The sequence below is a fragment of the Pseudomonas sp. 09C 129 genome, from assembly GCF_002843625.1.
Taxonomy (GTDB): Bacteria; Pseudomonadota; Gammaproteobacteria; order Pseudomonadales; family Pseudomonadaceae; genus Aquipseudomonas; species Aquipseudomonas chlororaphis.
Genome location: NZ_CP025261.1, coordinates 6047355 through 6068440, shown reverse-complemented (window position 1 = coordinate 6068440; position 21086 = coordinate 6047355). Strand labels below are relative to the sequence as shown.

Annotated in this window: 14 protein-coding genes and 3 pseudogenes; 8 read left to right on the top strand and 9 right to left on the bottom strand. The window is 52.7% G+C overall.

What is annotated here, in order from left to right:
* The first annotated feature begins 70 nt into the window (after positions 1–70).
* The 4 genes from CXQ81_RS27145 to CXQ81_RS27130 all read left to right on the top strand — a co-directional run bounded on the left by CXQ81_RS27145 (position 71) and on the right by CXQ81_RS27130 (position 6323).
* Positions 71–1585 (top strand): TolC family outer membrane protein, encoded by a 1515-nt coding sequence (locus CXQ81_RS27145; RefSeq protein ID WP_101339036.1) that lies wholly within the window; start codon positions 71–73, stop codon positions 1583–1585.
* Entirely contained in the window at positions 1582–3738 is a 2157-nt protein-coding gene (locus CXQ81_RS27140) for a type I secretion system permease/ATPase (protein WP_101339035.1), read from the top strand. Before CXQ81_RS27145 ends, CXQ81_RS27140 begins: the two co-directional genes overlap by 4 nt.
* A gap of 20 nt (positions 3739–3758) precedes the next feature.
* Positions 3759–4976, top strand: a complete 1218-nt coding sequence (locus CXQ81_RS27135) for an HlyD family efflux transporter periplasmic adaptor subunit (protein ID WP_101339034.1) — start codon at positions 3759–3761, stop codon at positions 4974–4976.
* A 72-nt stretch (positions 4977–5048) separates the two neighbouring features.
* Positions 5049–6323: a tetratricopeptide repeat protein gene (locus CXQ81_RS27130; protein ID WP_101339033.1), complete on the top strand. Its 1275-nt coding sequence runs from the start codon at positions 5049–5051 to the stop codon at positions 6321–6323.
* A gap of 45 nt (positions 6324–6368) precedes the next feature.
* On the opposite strand, the gene CXQ81_RS31145 is transcribed toward CXQ81_RS27130, so the two are convergent.
* Entirely contained in the window at positions 6369–6698 is a 330-nt protein-coding gene (locus CXQ81_RS31145) for a hypothetical protein (protein ID WP_157832269.1), read from the bottom strand.
* Between the two features lie 645 nt (positions 6699–7343).
* Between CXQ81_RS31145 and CXQ81_RS27125 the strand changes: the two genes are divergently transcribed.
* Positions 7344–8249, top strand: a complete 906-nt coding sequence (locus CXQ81_RS27125; protein WP_101339486.1) for a LysR family transcriptional regulator — start codon at positions 7344–7346, stop codon at positions 8247–8249.
* Between the two features lie 50 nt (positions 8250–8299).
* On the opposite strand, the pseudogene CXQ81_RS27120 reads toward CXQ81_RS27125, so the two are convergent.
* The 4 genes and pseudogenes from CXQ81_RS27120 to CXQ81_RS27105 all read right to left on the bottom strand — a co-directional run.
* Positions 8300–9357: pseudogene (locus tag CXQ81_RS27120) on the bottom strand (transposase); the annotation flags it as partial.
* 919 nt (positions 9358–10276) lie between these two features.
* Positions 10277–10561, bottom strand: a pseudogene (locus tag CXQ81_RS27115) (IS3 family transposase); the annotation flags it as partial.
* 372 nt (positions 10562–10933) lie between these two features.
* Complete coding sequence (locus CXQ81_RS31830; RefSeq protein WP_371860913.1) at positions 10934–11308, bottom strand: DoxX family protein; 375 nt, start codon at positions 11306–11308, stop codon at positions 10934–10936.
* A gap of 102 nt (positions 11309–11410) precedes the next feature.
* Positions 11411–12694 carry an OprD family outer membrane porin gene (locus CXQ81_RS27105; protein WP_101339031.1) on the bottom strand — a complete coding sequence of 428 codons (1284 nt, stop codon included), beginning with the start codon at positions 12692–12694 and terminating at the stop codon, positions 11411–11413.
* A 776-nt stretch (positions 12695–13470) separates the two neighbouring features.
* On the opposite strand from CXQ81_RS27105, the gene CXQ81_RS27100 reads away from it, so the two are divergent.
* Both CXQ81_RS27100 and CXQ81_RS27095 read left to right on the top strand, forming a co-directional pair.
* A complete protein-coding gene (locus CXQ81_RS27100) occupies positions 13471–13977 on the top strand; it encodes a DMT family transporter (RefSeq protein ID WP_101339485.1) in 507 nt (168 codons plus the stop codon).
* Between the two features lie 75 nt (positions 13978–14052).
* On the top strand, positions 14053–14775 hold the full coding sequence (locus CXQ81_RS27095; RefSeq protein ID WP_101339030.1) for a hypothetical protein: 723 nt from the start codon (positions 14053–14055) through the stop codon (positions 14773–14775).
* A gap of 193 nt (positions 14776–14968) precedes the next feature.
* Here CXQ81_RS27095 and CXQ81_RS31140 read toward each other — a convergent pair whose 3' ends face one another.
* From CXQ81_RS31140 to CXQ81_RS31135, 4 genes are read right to left on the bottom strand one after another with little or no spacing between them, the layout of a single operon-like run.
* A complete protein-coding gene (locus CXQ81_RS31140) occupies positions 14969–16240 on the bottom strand; it encodes a hypothetical protein (protein ID WP_157832267.1) in 1272 nt (423 codons plus the stop codon).
* 1 nt (position 16241) lies between these two features.
* The gene (locus CXQ81_RS27090; RefSeq protein ID WP_101339029.1) at positions 16242–16718 is read right to left on the bottom strand and encodes a hypothetical protein; all 477 of its coding nucleotides are present in this window, start codon (positions 16716–16718) and stop codon (positions 16242–16244) included.
* Complete coding sequence (locus CXQ81_RS27085; RefSeq protein ID WP_101339028.1) at positions 16718–18925, bottom strand: hypothetical protein; 2208 nt, start codon at positions 18923–18925, stop codon at positions 16718–16720. The genes CXQ81_RS27090 and CXQ81_RS27085 overlap by 1 nt, the downstream gene beginning before the upstream one ends.
* Complete coding sequence (locus CXQ81_RS31135) at positions 18915–20789, bottom strand: hypothetical protein (RefSeq protein WP_157832266.1); 1875 nt, start codon at positions 20787–20789, stop codon at positions 18915–18917. The genes CXQ81_RS27085 and CXQ81_RS31135 overlap by 11 nt, the downstream gene beginning before the upstream one ends.
* Positions 20790–20872: 83 nt before the next feature.
* On the opposite strand from CXQ81_RS31135, the pseudogene CXQ81_RS27075 reads away from it, so the two are divergent.
* Positions 20873–21076 (top strand): annotated as a pseudogene (locus CXQ81_RS27075) (MBL fold metallo-hydrolase); the annotation flags it as partial.
* Positions 21077–21086: the final 10 nt, after the last annotated feature.

Here is a 21086-nt window from a genome sequence, read left to right as displayed (position 1 = left end):
GTTTACCCTACAGATCCCGCGGTGCGGTGTTCTTACCATGAAGACCTTGCTTCATGGAGGTCTACCAAAAATGAGTCACAAGTATTGGAGAGCGGGCCTGATCACCGTTGTCTCGTCGATCGCCTTGCTGGGCTTTTCCGAACAGGTGGTTGCCGATACCTCACCTCGTCCCGCCGGGCAGAAACGCATTGTCTGCAACCCGCAATGCGCAACCCTGAGCACTTCTGCTGCGCCAGCCTCGCGGCCGACTCAATCGGCACCCGCGCAACCTGCAGCACAGCAGCCAGGCGCCGCGGGCAAGCGCAATCCTTTTTCCTATGACAGCTTGCCGGCAATGGACGGCAAGGCCATAAACCTGCCGGCCTCTTCGGCCAGCCTGGCTCCGGCGCAAGCTGACGACTTATGGCAAGTCGTCTCGCTGGCGGTCAACCGTTACCCATCGATCCGCGATGCGGCTTCGGTCCTCGAACAACGCCGTGAAGGCATCGACGTCGCCCGGGCCGGCTACCTGCCGAAAGTGGACGTGGGCATCAGTTCCGGTCGGCAGAGTTTCGGCAGCAACGGGCAGGCACTGTCGCTCACCGCCAGCCAGATGCTGTACGACTTCGGCAAGGTCGGTGGCGCGGTCACCGAGGCCGAATCCAACGTGGTGCTGCAACAAGTCAAATGGCAGGGCGAGATCGACGACATTGCCCTGCAGGCCGCCGAGGCGGTGATCGAGGTGCGTCGCTACGAAGCGCTGGTCAAAGCCGCGCAATCGCAGAAAGAGCAACTGAAAAAACTGCAACAACTGGCTGCGCGCCGGGTCAGCGAAGGGGCCAGCACCCAGGCCGACCTGATCCAGGCGCAATCGCGGGTCGAGGCGGCCGAAGCCTCCTTGCTCGCCAGCCAGACTCAGTTGAGCCAGCAACGCAGCAAGCTGCGCACCCTGATTGGCCAGGATCCACTCAATGACATCGCGGTGCCCGAGAGCCGTTTGCTCCAGGCCCTGGCAACCATTGATCCCGATCTGGAAATGACCGTTGGCGTGCAGCAGGCCGAGGCCGAATGGAGTGTCGCCCAGGCGCAGGCTAGCCAGGCCAAGGCCAATGCCAAGCCGACCGTGTCCCTGGATGCGGGCGTCGACAAGTACCTGGGCAATGTCCCTACAGGCCGGGACGAGTACGCCTACACCCTGACTGTCAGCGTCAAGCACAGCCTGTTCGACGGCGGCGCGCCGTCGGCGCGGATTCGCGGGGCGGGCCAGGCGGTCCGTGCCGCCGAAGAGCGCATCCATACCCGCAAGCTCGAGGCGCAGAATTCCTGGTTCCGCCTGCAAGAGCAAATGGCCGGGCTGTCGAGCCGGATCAAGGTGCTGGGTGACCGCTACAAGAGCATGGTCGATACCCGTGCGCTGTACGAACAGCAATACCTGGCGCTCGGTACGCGCTCCTTGCTCGATCTGTTGAACGCCGAACAGGAAATTTTTCAGGCCCAGACCGACCGGGAAAACTCCCGCCACGACCTCTGGCTGGCCCAGGTGAACTACATCAATGCCACTGGCCATATGCGTAACGTATTCGCCCTGATGGGAGCTTCGTCATGACCACTCATTCAACCGTTGCCCCTGCAAACTCTACCGCGGACGTAGCGAACCCCTGGCTGGACGCCATGCTGCAAGTGGCCCGGCATTACCGGCTGGAAACCTCGACGGAGCGCGTGCGCGTCATGCTCGACTGGCAAGCCGACCACCCGGCCGACATGCAGCTCAAGCAAATGGCCCGCGACCTGGGCCTGTCGCTGTGCTTCGAAAAACTCGACAAGGGTGTCCTGGACCCCTGGCGGCTGCCGGTGGTGGCCGAGTTCGACAACGGCCAGGTCGGGGTCATCGAAAGCGTCGACAACGGTCAGCTCGTCGGCGTGCGCCTGAGCGGCGAGCAGGGCGTATTGCAGGCCTTGCCGGCGGCCGAAGTCTGCGCCCGGGTGCAACGGGTCTTGCTGTTGCGCCCTGAAGTGTCGACGCCCGATGCGCGGGTCGACGATTACATCAAGCCCTTCGAGGCCAACTGGTTCTGGAAACTGGCGCTGCACGACTGGCGGCGGTACTCCGATGTGATGCTGGCCTCGCTGATCGCCAACGTCCTGGCCCTGGGCGCCATGCTGTTCTCGATGCAGATCTACGACCGGGTGATTCCCGCCCAGTCCGAGCCGACCCTGTGGGTGCTGTTCGGCGGGGTGGTCATCGCGATCGTTTTCGAGTTCTGCATGCGCCTGTCGCGCACCCATTTGACCGACAAGATCGGCAAGCGCGCCGACCTGCGGATTTCCGACCGGGTCTTTGGCCATGCGCTGCGCATCCGCACCCAGGACCAGTCGAAATCCACCGGCTCTTTCATTTCGCAGATCCGCGAGCTGGAGCAGGTGCGCGAGCTGATCACCTCTACCACCGTGAATGCCTTGGCGGACCTGCCGTTCTTCTTCCTGTTCCTCGGTGTGCTGTGGTACGTCGGCGGGATGATGGCCCTGGTGCCGCTGGCGATCCTGCCGCTGCTGATCATTCCCGGCCTGCTGGCCCAGCGCTGGTTGGCCAAGTACTCCAAGGAAGGCATGCGCGAGGCTTCGCTTCGCAACGCGATGCTGATCGAGGCCGTCCAGGGCAACGAAGACATCAAGCTGTTGCGTGCCGAGCAGCGCTTCCAGACCCAGTGGAACCACCTCAACCAGGTGTCGGCCGACATCAGCATGCGCCAGCGCTTCATCACCGGTGCCTTGATGACCTGGACCCAGGAGCTGCAATCGCTGGTGTATGTGCTGGTGATCCTGGTGGGCTGCTTCATGGTCATCAGTGGTGACATGACCACCGGCGCCCTGATCGGTGCCTCGATCCTGTCGTCGCGGATGATCGCGCCCCTGGCGCAACTGTCGGGCGTCATGGCGCGCTGGCAGCAGGCCAAGGTCGCCCGCGAAGGCCTGGACGAATTGATGAAACGCCCGGTCGACCAGCCCCTGCACGGCAAGATGCTGCACCGTCCGGTGATCCACGGCGACTACCGCTTCGAGGGCGTGAAATTCCGCTACGAGCAGGAGCAGAAGCAGCCGGCGCTGGAGATTCCGGGCCTGACGATCAAGGCCGGCGAGAAAGTGGCGATCCTGGGCCGCAACGGCGCCGGCAAGTCGACCCTGCTGCATCTGTTGTCCGGCTTGCAGGCGCCCCAGGAAGGCAACGTGCTGCTGGACTCGCTGAACCTGTCGATGATCGACCCCTATGACGTGCGCCGCGACGTGGGTTTTCTCAGCCAGCAGGCCTCGCTGTTCTTCGGTTCGCTGCGCGACAACATCATCATGGGCAAGCCCATGGCCACTGACGACGAGATCATCCAGGCACTGACCTTGAGTGGCGCGCTGGCATGGGTGCAGTCGTTGCCCGATGGCCTGGATCACATGATCCGCGAAGGCGGCAAGGGCTTGTCCGGCGGTCAGCGGCAAATGCTCTTGCTGGCCCGCACGCTGATCCGCAACCCCCGCGTGCTGCTGCTGGACGAGCCGACCGCCTGGCTCGACGAACTCAGCGAGCAGCAGCTGATTGAAAAGCTGCTGCCGTGGCTCGAAGGCCGCACGCTGATCGTCGCCACCCACCGGCCGGCCGTCCTGAAGTGGGTGGACCGCATCATCGCCGTGGACAAGGGCCGGGTCGTCCTGGACGACACCAAACACATCGTCATCAGCCAGATGAGCAAGCCGCGAGCATCCGCCGCCTGAGCGCCGAACGGGAGAGATTCATGAACATCAAATTACCCTCATCCGATCGCCTGAACCCGATCAACTTCAGCCTGACCCGTCCGGACCTGTTCGAAGCCCACAGCCGGCTTCCGCGAGCGTCGTGGTTCGTCTGGCTGACCTTCGCCGGCCTTGCCTTGCTGCTGGTCTGGGCGTACTGCTTCACCCTCGACGAGGTTTCCAGCGGCACCGGGAAAGTGATTCCCAGCTCGCGCGAGCAGGTCATTCAATCCCTCGAAGGCGGGATCGTGGCGCAACTCAACGTCAAGGAAGGCGACGTGGTGCAGGCCGGGCAAGTGCTTGCGCAACTGGACCGCACCCGTTCCGAGTCGTCGGTGGACGAAAGTTCCTCCCGGGCCCGCGCCGCCCTGGCCACGGCCAGCCGCTTGCGCGCGGAAGTGGAAGGTAGCGAACTGGCGTTTCCCGACTACGTCATGGAAGACCCGGCCCTGGTGCGTTCGGAAACGGCGCTGTTCAAGTCGCGTAAAGACAGCCTGGCCAAGAGCCTGGCGGGTATTCAGGAAGCCCTGGCGCTGGTCCGGCGCGAGCTGACGATGACCGAGCGCCTGGCCAAGATGGGCGCGGCCAGCAACGTCGAAGTCCTGCGCCTCAAGCGTCAGGCCAACGAGCTGGAAATGAAGGCCAACGATACGCGCACCCAATACCTGGTGCGCTCGCGCGAAGAGCTGGCCAAGGCCAATGGCGAAGTCGAAGCCCAGCAATCGGTGACCCGTGGGCGTGCCGACATGCTGTCGCGCCTGACGGTAGTGTCGCCGGTGCGCGGCGTGGTGAAAGACATCGAGGTCAACACCGTGGGAGGTGTCGTTCCACCCAATGGCCGGCTGATGGTGATCGTGCCGATTGAGGATCAATTGCTGGTGGAGGCGCGGATCTCGCCGCGGGACGTCGCCTTCCTGCATCCGGGGCAGCGCGCCACGGTGAAGATCAGTGCCTATGACTACGCCATTTACGGCGGTCTGGAAGGCGAAGTGGTGACCATCTCGCCGGACACCATCCAGGACGATGTCAAACGCGATGTCTATTACTACCGGGTCTTTGTCCGCACCCAAAGCGACTCGCTGTTCAACAAGAGTGGCGAAGCCTTCCCGATCTTCCCGGGGATGATTTCCACGGTGGACATCCATACCGGTGGCAAGACGGTTTGGGAATACCTGGTCAAGCCGCTTAACAGGGCTCGCGAAGCCTTGCGCGAACGTTAAGCCCCGCCTGTTCCATACAACATCATTAGCACGCTGGGCCGGCCTTCGGGTCGGCCCGGCGAGGACTTTGTCATGGCTAGAAAAACTCGAAAATCCGGTATTCCACCTATCCGCAACTCGCAGCAGCTACTGATCGAAGCCGCTGGCAGGCAAGCCAAGGCTTTGCATAAGCAGGGGCGATACGAGGAAGCGCTCAATGTGTGTCAGCGGGCAATCCGCATTACACCTGGATTGACCCAGGCCTGGACTGATGCGGCGGTCAACTGTTTGAAGCTTGAACGTTGGCAGCAGGCCGTGGGTTATGCCGAACAGGCGCTGGCCCGCGGAGGTCGCAGTTTTGCCTTGTTCGACGCCTTGTCCCATGGTCATGGTGCTTTACGCCAGTGGGAAGAGGTGACGAAGTACGGTTTGACGGCCCTGCAACTGCGGGATCAGCGTTTCGGCGTGGCCCCCGTCGTACCTCATGCGGCACCGCCGATACCGCCTTTGCCTTCGGCACAGACGAGGGATAGAAACGTCATCGCGTTTTCGTTGTTCGGCGCCGACTCCAAGTACTGCGAAACGGCCGTGCTCAACGTGATCGAGCAACCGAAGATCTACCCGCACTGGACGTGCCGTTTTTATATCGACGATAGCGTGCCGCCGAACGTGGTTGAGAGGTTGGTAGCGGCGGGGGCGCAAGTCATGCGGGTCGATGAACAGGCCCGCGGCTGGCCGGGCCCGATGTGGCGCTTCCTCGCCTTGCAGGATGAGCGCTTGCACCGGGTGCTGTTCCGGGATGCCGATTCGGTGATTTCGGCCCGAGAAGCCGAGGCGGTCGAGGAGTGGCTGCACAGCGATTGCCGCTTCCACTGCATGCGCGACAGCGCCACCCACACCGAGCTGATGTTGGCGGGGTTGTGGGGCGTGGTGGCCGGTGCTCTACCGCCATTGCAGCAGCTGACGGAATCGTTCTTCAGCGCCGGTGTCGAGTCGCGGCACTTCGCGGATCAGTATTTCCTGCGCCAGCACGTCTGGCCTTATGCGCGGCAGAGCCTTATGCAGCATGATTCGATGTTCGGATTCATGCAGGCACGTACGTTCCCCGGCGGCCCCATGCCGAGCGATTTTCATGTCGGCTATGCCGAAGGTTCGCCACTGTTCAGGGCACAGGCCGAATGGGCCGATGGCACCCCGGTGCAGTGGACATTGCTGCTCAAACAAGCGGAGCAAGAGGTCGTGGTCTGTCGCTACCCTGGCGTGGTGAGGGCGGGGCAAGTGAGCGCGCATATCCCGGCGCGGTTTGCCAGGATGATCAGCAGCGCGCAAGCGCAGATCAGGTTGCAGATGCTCTCACCGTCCATGTGATGGGCTTGGGAAAGTCAGCCCATTGTGGACTAGCTAGATATAGGGTTAGTTCGTTTTCGATAGCGTTGGTAGTGCTCCGCCGGTGAATGCTACTCCCGAACCAACGAAGAGCGCCTCCATATTCTGGCGACCATCAAGGAAATGTTCGGCGATCGCGGTACGCTGCTTGCCGCTGCCAACGGCTCTTACACCCATGAAGTACTGGAGCAGGTCAAGTGGATTGTGGGCGCCAGTTACAACAACTTGCTGATCGCTCCGCCGTACTAAGTGCTGCTTTCCCAGGAATAACTGCTCAGCCACTACAAAGCGATTCTCGAAGCGCTCCCGAAAATCATTCTTGGGTTCCGCTCGCAGACGACGCAGTTCTAAGTACAATCGATATCCTTAAATAAGCCATGGTATGAGCTTATGTTAATGTATCTAACTTTTTGTAGGGCTCAGAACATCAGTTCTGGAACCATCGTAACTGTTAAATTTTAATATCTTTTTATAAATTATATAGTTATATGATTTAACCGTTTTCATGCTTTATGGTGCGAGAGTTCGATAGTCGGAAGCATTTGCTTGGTCAGTGACGGTAGTGGTTTTGGTTGCTTTTATCCATTGAGATGAACTTGCAGCTATCTTTCACGCTCCTGAAAAAGCTGTTTCTCCGCCTTCCAATATTTCGCAAACAGTTTTCCGAATTCCTCTATTCTCCAGCCCACCTAATAGCTAGGTGATCAGTGGAAGCCCTCTATAAGTATTATCGCGATTGAATGGCAGGTGTTTAGTTGCATGGATTTGACCACCTGTGGGGAACGGTCAGCCTAGTTTGTTGCAGCCTCACTATTGGCCCAGTATCGACTCTTCATTGCTCCCGCCGAGTCAACTCATAACAGTGCATTATTCTCTGATGCTCGATGATTGCTCAGGTCGGGGAATTGTTCGTGATGCTGCCAACCTGGTGATTGGGGGACGCTGTTATCATCTAGCATGGTTTGATACGCTCCCCTCAAAACCATGCAGACTGAGCCAATGCTGGAAGATCTACGCAGAATCGACCTGAACCTATTGTTGACCCTTCATGCATTGCTGTTAGAGCGGCACGTTACACGTGCATCGGTTCGGCTTCACAAAAGTCAGCCAGCAGTCAGCCATGCGCTCGCTCAGTTGCGCGACCACTTCGATGATCAGCTCCTGATTCGCCGTGACGGGAAAATGGTACTCACCGCTAGGGCGCAAGGTTTGCTAGCCCCCCTCGAACAGGCCTTGAGGCACCTCAATGATCTATTGGGCGCCTCAGAGTTTGATCCCGGCAAATCCACGGCTAGGTTCAGGCTTTCGCTGTCGGATTATGCTACGCATCGAATATTGCCCAGCCTCGTTCGTCATGTCCGAAGTGTAGCGTCGGGAGTGGACTTGGCCATCAGCCAGGCAAGCCGTGAGACGATGATGGCGCAGCTTGCAGATGGCGAGCTGGACGTGGCCCTTGGCATCTTTCCTGAGTATCTAGAGGGCATTCAAGTACAAGAGCTTTTTCCGGAACATTTTGTCAGTCTGGCGGATCTAAATGCCCTACCTGAATGCGGCAGCTTAACGCTTGAAGAGTGGCTGGAGCGTCCTCACGTGATGCTCGCCATGCGTCCGGACGCCAATGATGAAATTGAAAGGGTGCTATCTCAAATGGGTGTGCGTCGACGCATCGCAGTGGCTCTTCCTCACTGGAGCGCAGCAATCAAGCTTATTGCTGGTACAGATCTTATCCTTACGGTTGCGAGCTGGGCTGTGAGCGGTCTTGATAGGTATCCAACGCTTCGAAAGTTTGATGCCCCACTGAATCTCCCCATTCTGTCGTATCAGCAGGCGTGGCATATTCGCAAAGACGCTGATCCAGCGAACAGGTGGATCCGGAAAGCTATCCTAGATTGCTCCAGAAACACCTAAATTTTGGCTCGTTCAGTTCCGGCTGCGACTGACCTTTAAGCTTATCCCTTTCAAGGCCTTTTCTTTTTGGCCGCCTTGATGACTCTGGCCGTTGAAGCGTGCGCATGTACCACTGTCCCTTGCACCCATGTCTTGGGCTTGGGCACCTTGGGGCCTCGTTGGCTTTTGGCGACTTACTTGGGGTGGATATTTCTAGCCAGCTCCAGCAAGCGCTGAGCCAGTTTTTCCATTGGAATAGCCGGCAGGTATTCAGAGGGCAGAGCAATTGCATGCCCTCATATCCACTTCGGAACTGGATCGCCAGGTGATAGATCGAAGTCTCCCTGCGCTCAGGCAGAGTCTCTCGGTGAGCCTGTTCGACACTGCGTTTGAGCAAGGCTAGAACGTTGTATGCCAGCACGGCAGTCGTGAATCCGAGCAAGGCCGCTCGCGGACTACCGAGGGTTTCAATTTCACTTTCCAGGATCGCTTCCAGCCGCTGGAACATTCCTTCAATGTTCCATCGACGGCGATAGAAATCTGCGATCTGCGGCGCACTGACGCTCTCGGGCAGATTGCTCCAGAACATCAAGCGGCTGTCACCAGAATCGTTTGGCGAATGGAGTGTCAGTTTGACACGTCGCCACTGGTGTCCACCCTTCACTTCGATGGTCTGCTCGCGCACCCTACCTGTTGCAACAGGCACAGGTGCTTGCCACTCGCCCTCCTGAATCAGGCGTGGGTGCTTGGCTTGCTGGCGAATGACAAATGGCGTTTTCACCTGCTCACAGGCCTCCACTACAGGAAGCGTGCAGTAGAGCCGATCAGCGATCCAAACCTGATTCGCCTTGGCATCGGCCTGTAGTGGCAACACGCAGACTCGCTCGCTTGCGTAGGCGTCTTCGCATAGTTGGAAGCCAACGACCTGATTCAAGTCGGGGTCGTAGACCACGACCGAGAACCCGGGGCGAGCCGCCCCACGCTCCTGGCGTAACGCCCCAAGGCGCTTTTCGGTGGATGCCAGGTGGCTGCCGTCTACCACTCAAACCTGCCAATTGGGAAGCAGGGCTGAGCAACCCAACTCCTTGATCGTCGGTGCCAGGCGTTGCGCACAGCCTGTGACCAAGGAGGAAATAAAATTCCCCCTCGTCGCCTTTTACTTCCATCTGCCCTCTCTTGAGCCTGGTCTCAGCGACATCGATGACCGCTAATTCAAGGTTGCCACGGCGATGCATGAAAATGGCTCCCTCGGAATGACCGCCCAGCCTGGTGACGCCATACCTACCGCAGGCAGCAGTAACCGCATTTAATCAGGAGTCGAACTGGTCGCAGTTCGAATAAGTCACGTGCATGCTTGACTCCTGCTATTCTGAATTCCGTACCATTTAATATGAAAAGTCTTTTCGTATGGAAAACGTCGGAGAGAAGTGGCACATCATTGCTGATATGTATGCCTCTGGAACTATCAAGAAGTAGAGGTCCCCGTTTTGTTTACTTGCCGAATTGGTTGCTCTCCTTCGACAATTGAAGTCGTGCCTGCAATTAAAGGTTGTGGGTGCGTCTTCAACCTCTCCGAACAATTACAATAAGTCGAGAGACCGCCATGTGCTCGCATTTCAGAAAAACCATTTCAGTTTTTCCATTTCTTGTTGCCTTGACTTCAGGCGCAGCAGCCTTTGAAGAGGTCGAATTCTCGGACTGGTCAATTACTCCGAAGCTGGAATTAGGCGCTGGGTGTTGGCGCTGATGCGATTCTGAACCAGACTACCGGAATTCATTGACCCACGCGAGTACTGAAAAATGATGGCCTTGCCGGTGATTTCGAGGGCCGCATGTGGGTCAGTCAAAATCAGCCGCTGGGATCAAAATCGCATCAGCGCCAACACCTTATCAGCATCATCGAGCTCAGTAATTTCTTTCAGGAGGTTGGGCGCGCTGGACAGCGAAGCGGCCTTTCCGAGGGTAGTAATTACCGCGGTAGAAAGCCCAGTAGTAGCGAGCTTCTGAAGTACAGGTTCCTGAGATGGAAATGTCTATGGTCCTGCGGTCGTCTTCTGGCCGTTGATGAAAGCTTGTCGCCACGCCTTGATTTGCTCGGGGTACAGGCCCTTGCGACGGCAGTACTCACCCAGCTCAATCTCGGAAAGGCCGGCGGCTTCAAGGATGACGGCAAACTTGGTTTCGGCTGTCCAGTTCTCGGCCGATGGGGTGTTTTCGGACACTGGGTTTCCTTCAGAACTGACCTGCTTGCGCCAGTTGGACAAAGACATTTCGCTGACCCCTTCACACTGGGAAACCTCGGCCATCGACAGGTTCAGCGGGGGAAGCAGCATCTTGAGTAATGCGGCTTTGCGTTCAGGTGAATAGTACGGCACGAACAGTCTCTTTCCGCCCCCCCGATTGGTGTTTTCAGGAAAATTCGGAGAGGCGACAACTATCCTGACACCAGGGGGAAATGAGAATACCTTTAGATTTCATAATTTGTTCCTTTGACGGTGAATTGACTTTCGTTTCGCAACACAAACATCGTGCGTCAGTGGGAGTTATGGAAATCAAATAACCCCATAATCATTATGAGCCAGACGAATTACGCTACCCTTCAACTCCGGGCGGCGCGGTTTGGGGATCGAGCAACCTAGATGTTTGCAATAGGCTGATTGAGATTCACGGGCCCACTACCAGTACGGCTTAGACAAAAACATTTCTCATGGCTTAAGTCGATGACTGATCCAGAAGTCAATGCTAAGCCGGCCTGCTCCAGTGGTTATGAAACAGAAGAGCCCTCCCGAGATGGCAAGGTTGGAGAAGAACAGCTGACGTTCTTGTAGGATTGATACTTCATGGTGGAAGACTATCGCTGCAGTGATTACAAATAGGCCCAGCGCCAAAGCCGCTATCCGCGTACCGCAGCCTATAAATAAAGAAAAGCTACCAAGCAACAATATTGCAACGGTGCTGCAATAGGCTAGTTCTACCCAAGGTAGGCCGTGCGAAATAATGTAGTTCATAGTAGCATCAGAATTTAATACCATCTGCGTCCCGCTGGTGAAAAACAAGCTGGCAGCTAGAACCCTGCCTATGAGTAATATGAGATCAGAGTGCAGGGGGGGGAAGGGTGATCGCCATGGTAACCTCCGGTTTAAAACGAACGGTGGAAGATCAAGCGCGCTATAAAATTAAAATCAGAAAAATCGGATTGGGTACTCAAGGAGAACACGAATTTCGTTGCCGCTTATACTGTAGTCACTGGACTTTCTTGACACATGTAAAGCTGAGCTTCGCACTCTCAAGGTGAAATTCTTTGCAAGGCCGCCTTGTACGACATACTGCAGTTGATTGAAAAGTTCCTTTTCGGAGCCATCTGTACTGTAACGAGTGGAGATGTCGTCGCCACGTATATAGGCTGTATTGTAAGTGAGGCCTGGCATACCTAGCGAGTCGAAGTTAAGTCCATATCCGATTTGCCAGCTTCGTTCGTCCTCTGCGTTAAAGTCAGACCAAAACACATTTGCAAGATGAACTGTATTACCGCCATCTCCTAACCTACCTTGACCTTTCTGATATCCACCAAATGAATAGCCTAAATTGCTATCGCCGCTTGAGCGTTGATGAGCCAATGTAATGCTGTGTGGACCAGCCTTATAGATTGTCGAAGCACTCCAAATTTTATTATCACTGCCGGTCAAGCTATTTGTGTTGATGTAGGTACGTTCGAACTCAGTTCGATAGGCATGGAGGTGAAAGATGAGTGAGTCGTTAGCGGTGAAAGGTAAGATGTATCTGGCGCCCAAATACTGCTTCTTAAGCACAGCTTGAACAACTGAGGCGTATAGCTCGGCCGATAGTCGTTCTGACGCGTGATAAGAGGCGCCAATTACATTGATGGATTTCAAACCACCGCTATCCCGTCCTTCCGCGCTCTTGCGTTGTTGACTGGTAAAGCGACCAGCGTGAATAACAAGCTTGTCGATATCCTTCGATGTGATCATGGCTCCGGTGTAGCTTTCAGGAAGAAGCCTACCGTAATCATGAGTCAATACAGGCAGCATCGGCATCTGATCACCAACTGCGACTTCCGTATGGGAGGTGCGAAATTTGATGGCTGCTCCCCCACTAGACAGGTTATGCGCTGCGCGTCCTGCATGATCATGTTCAAAGAAGTCGATGCCAGCGGCACCGCTACGACCTCGACCACCGTCCAATCGTTGAGCGAAGATACCAAATGCATCAATACCGATGCCCACGAGCCCTGGTGTGAAGCCGGACGTGAGCGTGGCGATAGCTGCTTGCCCCCATTCCGCCTTATCAGGCTTGTGGTTCTTGTAATCTCGTTTGATGTAGGCGTTACGGAGCACTACATCCAAGTGACTATCCGTGATAACACTAGCTTCATCGTGTGAAACAGAGGCAATCGAGTTTGTGCAAGTCAGAATTGAGGCCAAAATTAGGCTGATACGAACTAACACTGACACCGATCAGTCCTCGCGATTTTTTCATTTCAACTGAAGATGAAAATATTTGGTGTGATCGGTGCTCTGTAGAAGGAGGACACCGTTCAGGATCAGAGCCACTCCTTGAAGGAGCGCCAAGCCATCTGGAGCTAGGGCGAGAATTGCAGCCTTACTCAATATCTTGCTGCTCTCCGGCGCGTATCCAATTCGAATCTATCCTTGCTCATAGATATAAATAATGGAAATCGATTGAATGCACGCACTACATTCGCTGGACGAATAATTTAATTGCTTCCGAAATGCGCGAGTTCCTAGTGAATGTCCGGGCTATTTGCGGGGGGGGGGTGTAAACGGCAATGAAGCTTGACTCTGTGTAGCGTGACGGAAACATTGAAGTCGCGTGTCAGGTTGCTGCGGAAGATGACTTCCCTAGCGCCCCTTTTGAATCCCGTGTCGTCAAGCCGACGTAGCACTCGCTGCCATCGTCCAGAGAACAGGCGATATTGATGAGGTCCCCTACTTCACGAATGGCCTATGGGCCAGCGGAGGGGAGCACATCAGCATCAGACGAATACGGCCGTAGGATCCATCATTTACTACCAGGGAAGCGTTCCAGAAACCAATGCGAACTCCCGTTGCTATTAAAGCGAGTCTCACAAAGCTTTAACTCAATTCAACACGATTTACATTCGTGATACGAATGTATGGCGTGCATATGTTCGATTTCCATATGAAATCCGTATGAAACATCATTGCTCATCCAATCACTGCAATCGCAGAGGGAGCAAAAGATGTTCAGCAAGACAGCAATTCTGGCGTTGATTCCCGTTGGCCTAGCCTTCCTGGCAGGCGTGGTCCTGCCGTTCCAAGCAGCAAGCAACGCTGCCGTAGGCAAAGCGCTGGGGTACCCCCTCTGGGGCGCGCTGACCTCTTTGGTCGTGAGCTCCGTGGTTGTCATTGCTGCTCTGCTGGTACTGCGGATACCCGCGCCGGATCTGGGCAAAGCCTTCCAAGGTTCCTGGTGGTTGTGGATCGGTGGCGTTTTGGGCGCGATCTACGTGGGCGGCGCAGCAGCACTGACCCCAAAACTCGGGGCGGGTGGATTCCTACTGCTGGTCGTTGCCGGCCAGATCATCGCCTCCGTCCTGGTAGATCACTTCGGGTTGATGGGGCTTACCACTAAGCCGATCAACCTCGCCAAGATCGCTGGAGTGGTTCTGATCCTGGGCGGTGTCTTCCTGGTGCAGGGCGCCGGGGCTCCGACGCCCTCTGCCACCTCAGTTCAAAGCGTCAAGTAGTTTGTAGTTCTCAACCCCCGAGGCGGGCACTGTCCGCCGCTTGAAATCAGACGTAACTCAGAAGGAGAAATAAAGATGAACTTCGTAAAACTCCAATTCAGCGATGGCCGTCCAAACGTTGAAGGTATCGAAAGCGTCAATGCGATCCTGCGCAGCGTGGGTGTGCGGGCCAGCACTGTTGCGATTCCTGAGGAGGCCAAGCCGATTCTGAAAGCCTCTCTGGCCCGCGCGACTACCGAAAAAGAGCAGAACAAGCTTCTCGAGATCTTCAGTATGAATCGCGAAAACCTGTTGGAGCAGATTCAACTGGCCGGCCGTACCCCTGAAGTTCATCGTGGCGGCTTTCTCGGGACTCGTGAAGGTGATACCGCGCCTTATCCGAAGATCTACGACATGAAAACCCTGACGCCTGACATGCGGACCTGGGCCCTCAATCGCTACGGCCGTATGCACGTGAATACTTCTGACGATGGCGCAGGTATCGATGAAGTCATGACTGTAGTGTCTGGCGGTGCTTTCACCTGGATGTTCGTACTGCCTGATGGTGTCCTGGCGCGCCTGACCGTGATGGAAATCAATCCGGAAGGTCCAGCTGTACGTCTCAGCTACCCAGGGATTGGCATGCACGCCGGCTATATGGAGCCAATGCAGGGCATCATCGTCGCTTACGCCCATGGTCCTGAGAGCTTCACCATTCGCTTTGAAGAAGCCAGCGTGCCCCACTCGGAGTTACTCAACACCAACCTGTGGGTCGACTTCTCCGGTGACGTGCCGAAGCTCTTTGATAAAGTGAGCTAATCCCGGGATACGCTCTTCATCTCTCGTCACTGGCCCCGGCTCGCCGGGGCGGGTGTTTAAGTCAGTCCGGTTGAGTGCCAGCCGGAAGAGCTTGCAAGGTGTCTAGAGAATCCGGGGCGATTCATCTAGAGAATCTGGGGTGATTCAAAGGAGCGCATCAGTACCTTCTAAAGGTGAAGAGGCCGGGCCGCGCTCAGAGAGCGCTGGAGTCATTTTTCAATAAGGTGATTTCAGCTCTGAGCCGTAATAGCTCGGCCCGTAGCGATGCATTTTCGTTTCGTAGAGACTCCATATTCTGCTTCCTTATCTCTCTGGCTCTTTCAATTTCCAAAATTTGGCGTCTCGAAATATATGGGCGGACCGAGGCGGGAGAAGTTTGTCCAAGTAGCAACGATAAGGAAGATTCAATTGATGTTGTTGAAGTATCCAGTCCCAGTTCTGCGCGTGTAAGAATTTCTTCTGTGATACGATCATTTGTGAATTTTCGTCTGAGAGAGTGAATGCCTACACGCGTTTGCTTTATGTTTAACTTAGCTATTGCGTCGTGGAATATCTCGGATATTGTCTGGTTGTTTAGAGGTTTACCTGTTCGTGCCGACAGAAATATTCGATCTTGTGTTGTAGAGTTATTTGTGTTAATGGCCTGCAGTAGGTCTTTACGGAATGTGTTGATAAAGTGGTTTATGCGATAGGCAAGAAGTATCGGGACTCTAAAACTCAAGGTGTATCCGTACTTCTGGTGAGAAGGTGAGACTAAAATAAAGTCATCTTCTGCGGTGTTAATTAGATCGTCTGAAAACTGTGAGCATAATAGTGAGTTAATGGATGATCTTCGGAAGCCAGTAAGGTTTGCAATTTCTAAAATTAGTGAGTTGCGCTGGCCGATATAGGGGTTAGGGTGATCTAGGAAAACATTTTCTAGGGCTTGCCTGTTTTTTTCTGATGCTTCGTACTTCGTGGTATGCTTGCTGGCACTGCCTATATTACGAAAGCAAAGGGGAAACAATTCCTTGTCTCGATGATCCACTGTTCGTCGTAAGAAATATTCAGGAAATGAAGAGTGTATCTGACAATCGTATCGGCCGATTAGATTACGCAGGTTACTATAGGTCTGCATCCATGTGTAAAAGTGGTAGATTCTACGAAGTCGTAGGTTGACTACTGATTTTATACTCTTGCTTGATGACATTCCTGTACTCAACAATCGGTTGTAGTCGTTGTCGCGGAAATCCCTAACTAGTGTGTTGGTGATGTCAATCAGCTCAATACTTTGGTTGCTTGCAAAGTTTTCGAATACTGATAGATGAAATAACTCATTTTTAATGTATTGGTGGCTAAGGTTTTCCTGGCGCTCCAAGAAAATTGCGTAATCTATGATCTCTGTCTGGATGATGTTGCGTTCTATGTTGTATGGGATGGGAATGTGGAATCCTTCATTGAGCTGCCAGCGGATTCGTATAGGCATTTTAGTCCCCTTTGGACGAGGGTGTTAGCCGCTCAATGATTCTGTTGAGGCGTGCTATTTCTTCAGTTAGTTTTTCTTTTGTCAGAATTAATTGGATCTTCTGGGCGGCTGTATACTCCTCGAGAGTTTTGATATAGTTTTGTTGAGCTTGGATTTTTGCCAGTAGCTTAGAAGTCTTATTGTTCTGGGTTTTCTCTATTACCTCGAGTTTCGCTGATTCGAAAATTGATTTAATCTCAACTATCAAATTTGGATATTTATTCAGTGTCGCGTTGGCGTTAGTGTCTAGGCTTGGGAATTTTTCGCAAAACTGCATCGAGTTTTGGCTGGCATTCCACATGTTGAATTGCCTGATCGTTTTAGGATAATACTCACGTTCGTTTTTTAGGCTCTCATGCGTGGTGATGGCGCGGAGAGCTGTTATCTTGGAAAGAATATTTTTCAGTGCTCTTTTTTGGTTGGCCTCAGCCGCTTTCATCAGAGAGGCTCCATGTTGTCTTTGTGATAAATCAATACCGCTTGCAGATTTTTTATCTCTGTTTCTAATGCCCTTCGTATGATTGAATCGCCTTCAAAACTATTCAGCGCGATTATCTTTTTTCTGTGAGCCGATTCTAAGGTGAGGACATGCTCTGGTGATGTCCAAGAGTAGGGGCAGTTCTTGCAAAGAGCCGGAGATGCGTTTTCCTTGTGCAGCTGATTGTCAGCTTTGTTGTAGCATTTAGAGGGCGATCTGATTTTGATGTTTTCAGACAGGCAATGTGCATGCTTGAACGGTGTGGGGGAGTGGCCGCGTGCGGCTAACTTTGTTATAAAAGATTCGATTCTGTCTTTGTCATCTAACGCATCGAATTTAACTACACGATATAGGCGTTTGTAGAGAGTTAGGATGAGTTTCGAATAACCTCCAGATGAACTTTTTTTCGAAAGAATTGAATAGATGATCTCTGAGAACTTCTCTTTTGTGGTATCTGCCATTTGAATAGAGATTTCCTCGTTGTGTTGTTGGTGACTTGTTTTGTAATCATCTATTTTCCAGTCATAGACGCGGCTTAAAAAAGCGGCTTCATTTTGAGAGACTGGGCTGGTGATATAGATCTGGGTGGTGGCTAAACTGTCATGCTGCAATTGATGGGAAAGAGCTGGAAGATGTGGGTACTCATGCTGATTCATGAATATTGTGCAGTAGAGTCGTCTAAACATATGAGGGGTGGCGTCTATTGCTAAATTTAGATGCGTAACGAAGTGGTGGGCTTGTCCACCTTCGTAGGCTTCAAAATTATAGTTTGTGAATTTTTCGGCGGGGCCGCGATGCGTTAGTGTTTTATATCGAAATAATGCAAGGTGACGGTCAGTCATCGTCCCGCAACTGTGGCTGCAATGATCTTTTTTTGAGAAGATAAGTTGAAGTTTCTCCAACGTTTCGACTGCCTTCTGAGTGGCGTCGCCTACATAGAATGGCGCATAGTCTTTGCGTGATTTTTCGATGTAAAACATCATTTCATATATTCTGAGGTCTGAGTTGTATGTAGTGCAGCAACCGAGGTAGAGACCCAGTTTTGGATGAAGTATTTCATCCCTGCGACGAGCGTTGAATACTGCAATGCAAAGAAAGCAGGCGGTAATTAAGTCTCTAAGCAAATTATTAAGGTCGATTACTTTGATTGGCCTCTGTTCCTGATTCTTGTGCTCGATTAGATCGAATAGTTCCGCGTCTTTTACGTAGTTAGTTATTATTTTGAATTTTTTGTCGTGGTCGGAGTTGTCGCTAAGTATCTTGATGGCGTTACTCAGCAAACCTAATATCGCTTCGCTTCGTTTGTATATGAGGGCTAGCGACTTCTCCATCAGCTTTCCAGCACCATGGCTATCAATGTTCTTAGTCCTTCCAGGAGAGGTCGTTAGTTTTTTTGCGATCCTCACATAATCTGGAAACGGGATGGAGGCGAGGCGAAGGTCTTCTGGAACAAAAAAAAGGAAGTTTATCGACTCTAAGGTCTGTCTCAAACTGCTGTAGTTCAGGGCAGGAAATATTGTGGGGGGTATTGTGTATTCAGAGTGAATCCAACCTTTTGTTTCTCTGAACTGCTGAACTTGGTCGAAGTAGTAAGCAGTCTCCTTATTTGCTATGTTGGTGCCAATGGCAAGCTGCAATCCAGCGCTGCTTAGACTCACTTTCCAGTTTGTAGAGTTGAACAAAGGGTGTAGGGGATCGTCTATTGTTTCTAGGAAGGAGTTGAGCCTGTCGGAGATTTTCAGAGCGCTATGCCAGCCCCCAAACGCCAGAACCTTTGGAAGGCCGGAAATTAGAGATGGTGGTGTTTGGCTAAGTTTATATATATCATTCAGCCATAAGTACTCTAGAAATTTTATGATGTTATAAAACATAAAGGCTATTCGGTTTGCCTTGCTTTTTGAGTCTGAAGTGATACTGGAGTACTCACTAATAGCATGTAAAGCTGGAATCAGCATCTGGGGTTGGTTGATCAGCTTCTGCGGAGCGTCATCAACAGAGTTTATAGGAAGCTGAAAGCGTTTTAGATCAATCTCCCGATAGCCAACCTCGTCATGTCTAGCATCGCATCGCCTTATTCTCAGAAAGCCGTTAATCGTTATGGTCAGATCGCTGTGAAGCTTAAGTGCTGAAATAAGCTCAAGGGAATCGGCCGCAGTCTTATCGCTCATTGTCAATCATTCCTTCTATTTTTTTTAATATGTGGCCGTAAGCGGAAGCTTTGATGAATTCATAGAGAGCACTATTGAAAACGATGCGAGGTGCTATTCGGGCCTTGAAGTTTTCTTGGTTTTCAGCGTGTAGGTCTTTCCAGTTGCTGTGAAAGAAGTTGCGGGTTCTAATAAGTTCAGCGATTCTTTCTTCATTGATCAGAATTACTCTGTTAATACAGCCGTCCCCGCTGTGACAATATTCTGCCCTGCAGTCGCCTTCGCCTTGTATCTCCTTAAATGGATGGTCTATTGGGTTTGAACATAATGCTCCATCCCCTATCGGGATCAGGCTTTTCGAAAGCGACTGGTTCATGTTGAATAGGATTTTTTTCTCCAGTCGCCTTTGAAACTCTAGATTCATAGATGAAAGTAGTTTGTGGTTAAGTAGTTGGTCTAAATAGTGACCGGTTGTGGCTATGTTCTTGTGTCCGTAAATTATTTGAGCTTCGTTTATGCTCTTCAATGAGCAGCTTGCAATATTTCCCACTTGAGTGCGTATTTGCTCGTATGAAAAATTGAATATGTTGTGTCTTGATGCGAAGCTCGCTGTGGCCATTTGTATAACTACAGTTTGCTCCGTGTAAGGTGTTGAGCCTCCAGTCCATGTAAACCACAAACGTTGCTCGGTTGGTGCGATGTGCCCCAGTTTAATTAGTTGGGAGTGGTTCCATAGCAACATGGTTACTGCGTCGTGATAGTAAAATTCACGCCTGTCAATGAAGACGGGTGGGGTAAGATCATCTGTTTTGCTTTTGTAGCCTTGAAGTTCATAGTGTTCATCGATCTCGTCCTTGGTGATCATACCCAACTCCATGTTGTACAGTGAAGACTTGTTCCACCCGGTACGGCAAAGAAGAAGAATGAATATGGCTTGAATTTCAATTGTGCACGCGCGTTGTGAAAGTGCCATGATTTGTAAGGGGGGGAAACCTGGAGGAATACTCACAAGCGTATCGTTGAGCAGCTTGCTTAACTTATAGCTTCTCCATGAGGTGCCGGCATTGAAAAGTTTTTTGTTGTTTAATGCTATTAGATAGCTTGGGAGTTTGTGCTTAAGTGGTATGGACTCATACGATCTATGATCGTACGAAGTAGTACAGTGTTTGACGACGAACCGTTCAATTATTTTTATGTAGGTTTCTGGTGTTGGTGAGCTTTCAGCATCTCGAATCTTCTGGCGAAGCTCGTCAGCAGCTCTAATGTCAGCAAGGCAAGCATCTATAATAGTTTGTAAGTCGCCGTTTAATTTTTTTAGAGTTTTTTCAACGAGGTCTTGGTAGTTTTCATGGCTAATGGCCCCCATAGGCTCGAAGTGAATGATATTGTTCTTGGGGGTGTCGTTTAGGAGCTCTCTTGGGAGGGATTTCAATCTCCCAATTTTTGATTTGTATCGAACAGAGTCTCTGTTGATATGCTTTTGATCGACCAAGCCGTAACGGAAAGGGAAGCTTCGAAAGCTATATGAGAATTTTTTTTTGACTTCGGCCGTGTTATTGGGACTTCTGAGCAGAGCATCATCCAGAATTGTGAACAGGTCTCTTAGCTCCAGCGAGCTTATCTCCTCAGATTTCAAGTTGATCAAGCCTGAAGCGTTCGAATCTGCTGCTAGTAATTTGATGCATTCGACGATGCACCATAAATAGTCGCGGGGGATAGGCTCCTCAAGGGACGATTGACTTATTAGGCGCAGTCCCGCCGTCACCCAGCTTTTTGAGACAATTCCTAGTTCAAAGAGATCGATATGAAACTCGCGTAGGTATTTGCGGCCATGTGTACGCCAGAAGGTGCGCACTGAGATATTGAGGTCGTGTTGCTCATGCACGATGATGTCTCCTCATTCGAAGGCAGGTATAGCAGCGAGCTTTATACTTTGCTCACGTTGGGCACCCTACATTAACGTCCGAGGCTAAGCTGCTGATTGCCGGCGACACGTTGTTCAAGCGCGGGGTAGGGCGCACGGATCTGTGGGGGGGCGACCAGGCCACCATCGTGCGTTCGATCAAGCAGCGTCTGTACACCCTCGACGAAGACGCGACTGTGGTGGCCGGGCATGGTCCGGACACCCGCCTGGGCGATGAAATGCGTGAAAATCCCTTTGTCAGGGCCTGACCTTTGCTGT

Bases quoted from the DNA above. Each gene is read 5' to 3' on its own strand.
- CXQ81_RS27135 (WP_101339034.1), top strand. From the start codon at position 3,759: ATGAACATCAAATTACCCTCATCCGATCGCCTGAACCCGATCAACTTC.
- CXQ81_RS27145 (WP_101339036.1), top strand. From the start codon at position 71: ATGAGTCACAAGTATTGGAGAGCGGGCCTGATCACCGTTGTCTCGTCG.
- CXQ81_RS27085 (WP_101339028.1), bottom strand. From the start codon at position 18,925: ATGAGCGATAAGACTGCGGCCGATTCCCTTGAGCTTATTTCAGCACTT.
- CXQ81_RS27140 (WP_101339035.1), top strand. From the start codon at position 1,582: ATGACCACTCATTCAACCGTTGCCCCTGCAAACTCTACCGCGGACGTA.
- CXQ81_RS31140 (WP_157832267.1), bottom strand. From the start codon at position 16,240: ATGCCTATACGAATCCGCTGGCAGCTCAATGAAGGATTCCACATTCCC.
- CXQ81_RS27095 (WP_101339030.1), top strand. From the start codon at position 14,053: ATGAACTTCGTAAAACTCCAATTCAGCGATGGCCGTCCAAACGTTGAA.
- CXQ81_RS27130 (WP_101339033.1), top strand. From the start codon at position 5,049: ATGGCTAGAAAAACTCGAAAATCCGGTATTCCACCTATCCGCAACTCG.
- CXQ81_RS27100 (WP_101339485.1), top strand. From the start codon at position 13,471: ATGTTCAGCAAGACAGCAATTCTGGCGTTGATTCCCGTTGGCCTAGCC.
- CXQ81_RS27090 (WP_101339029.1), bottom strand. From the start codon at position 16,718: ATGAAAGCGGCTGAGGCCAACCAAAAAAGAGCACTGAAAAATATTCTT.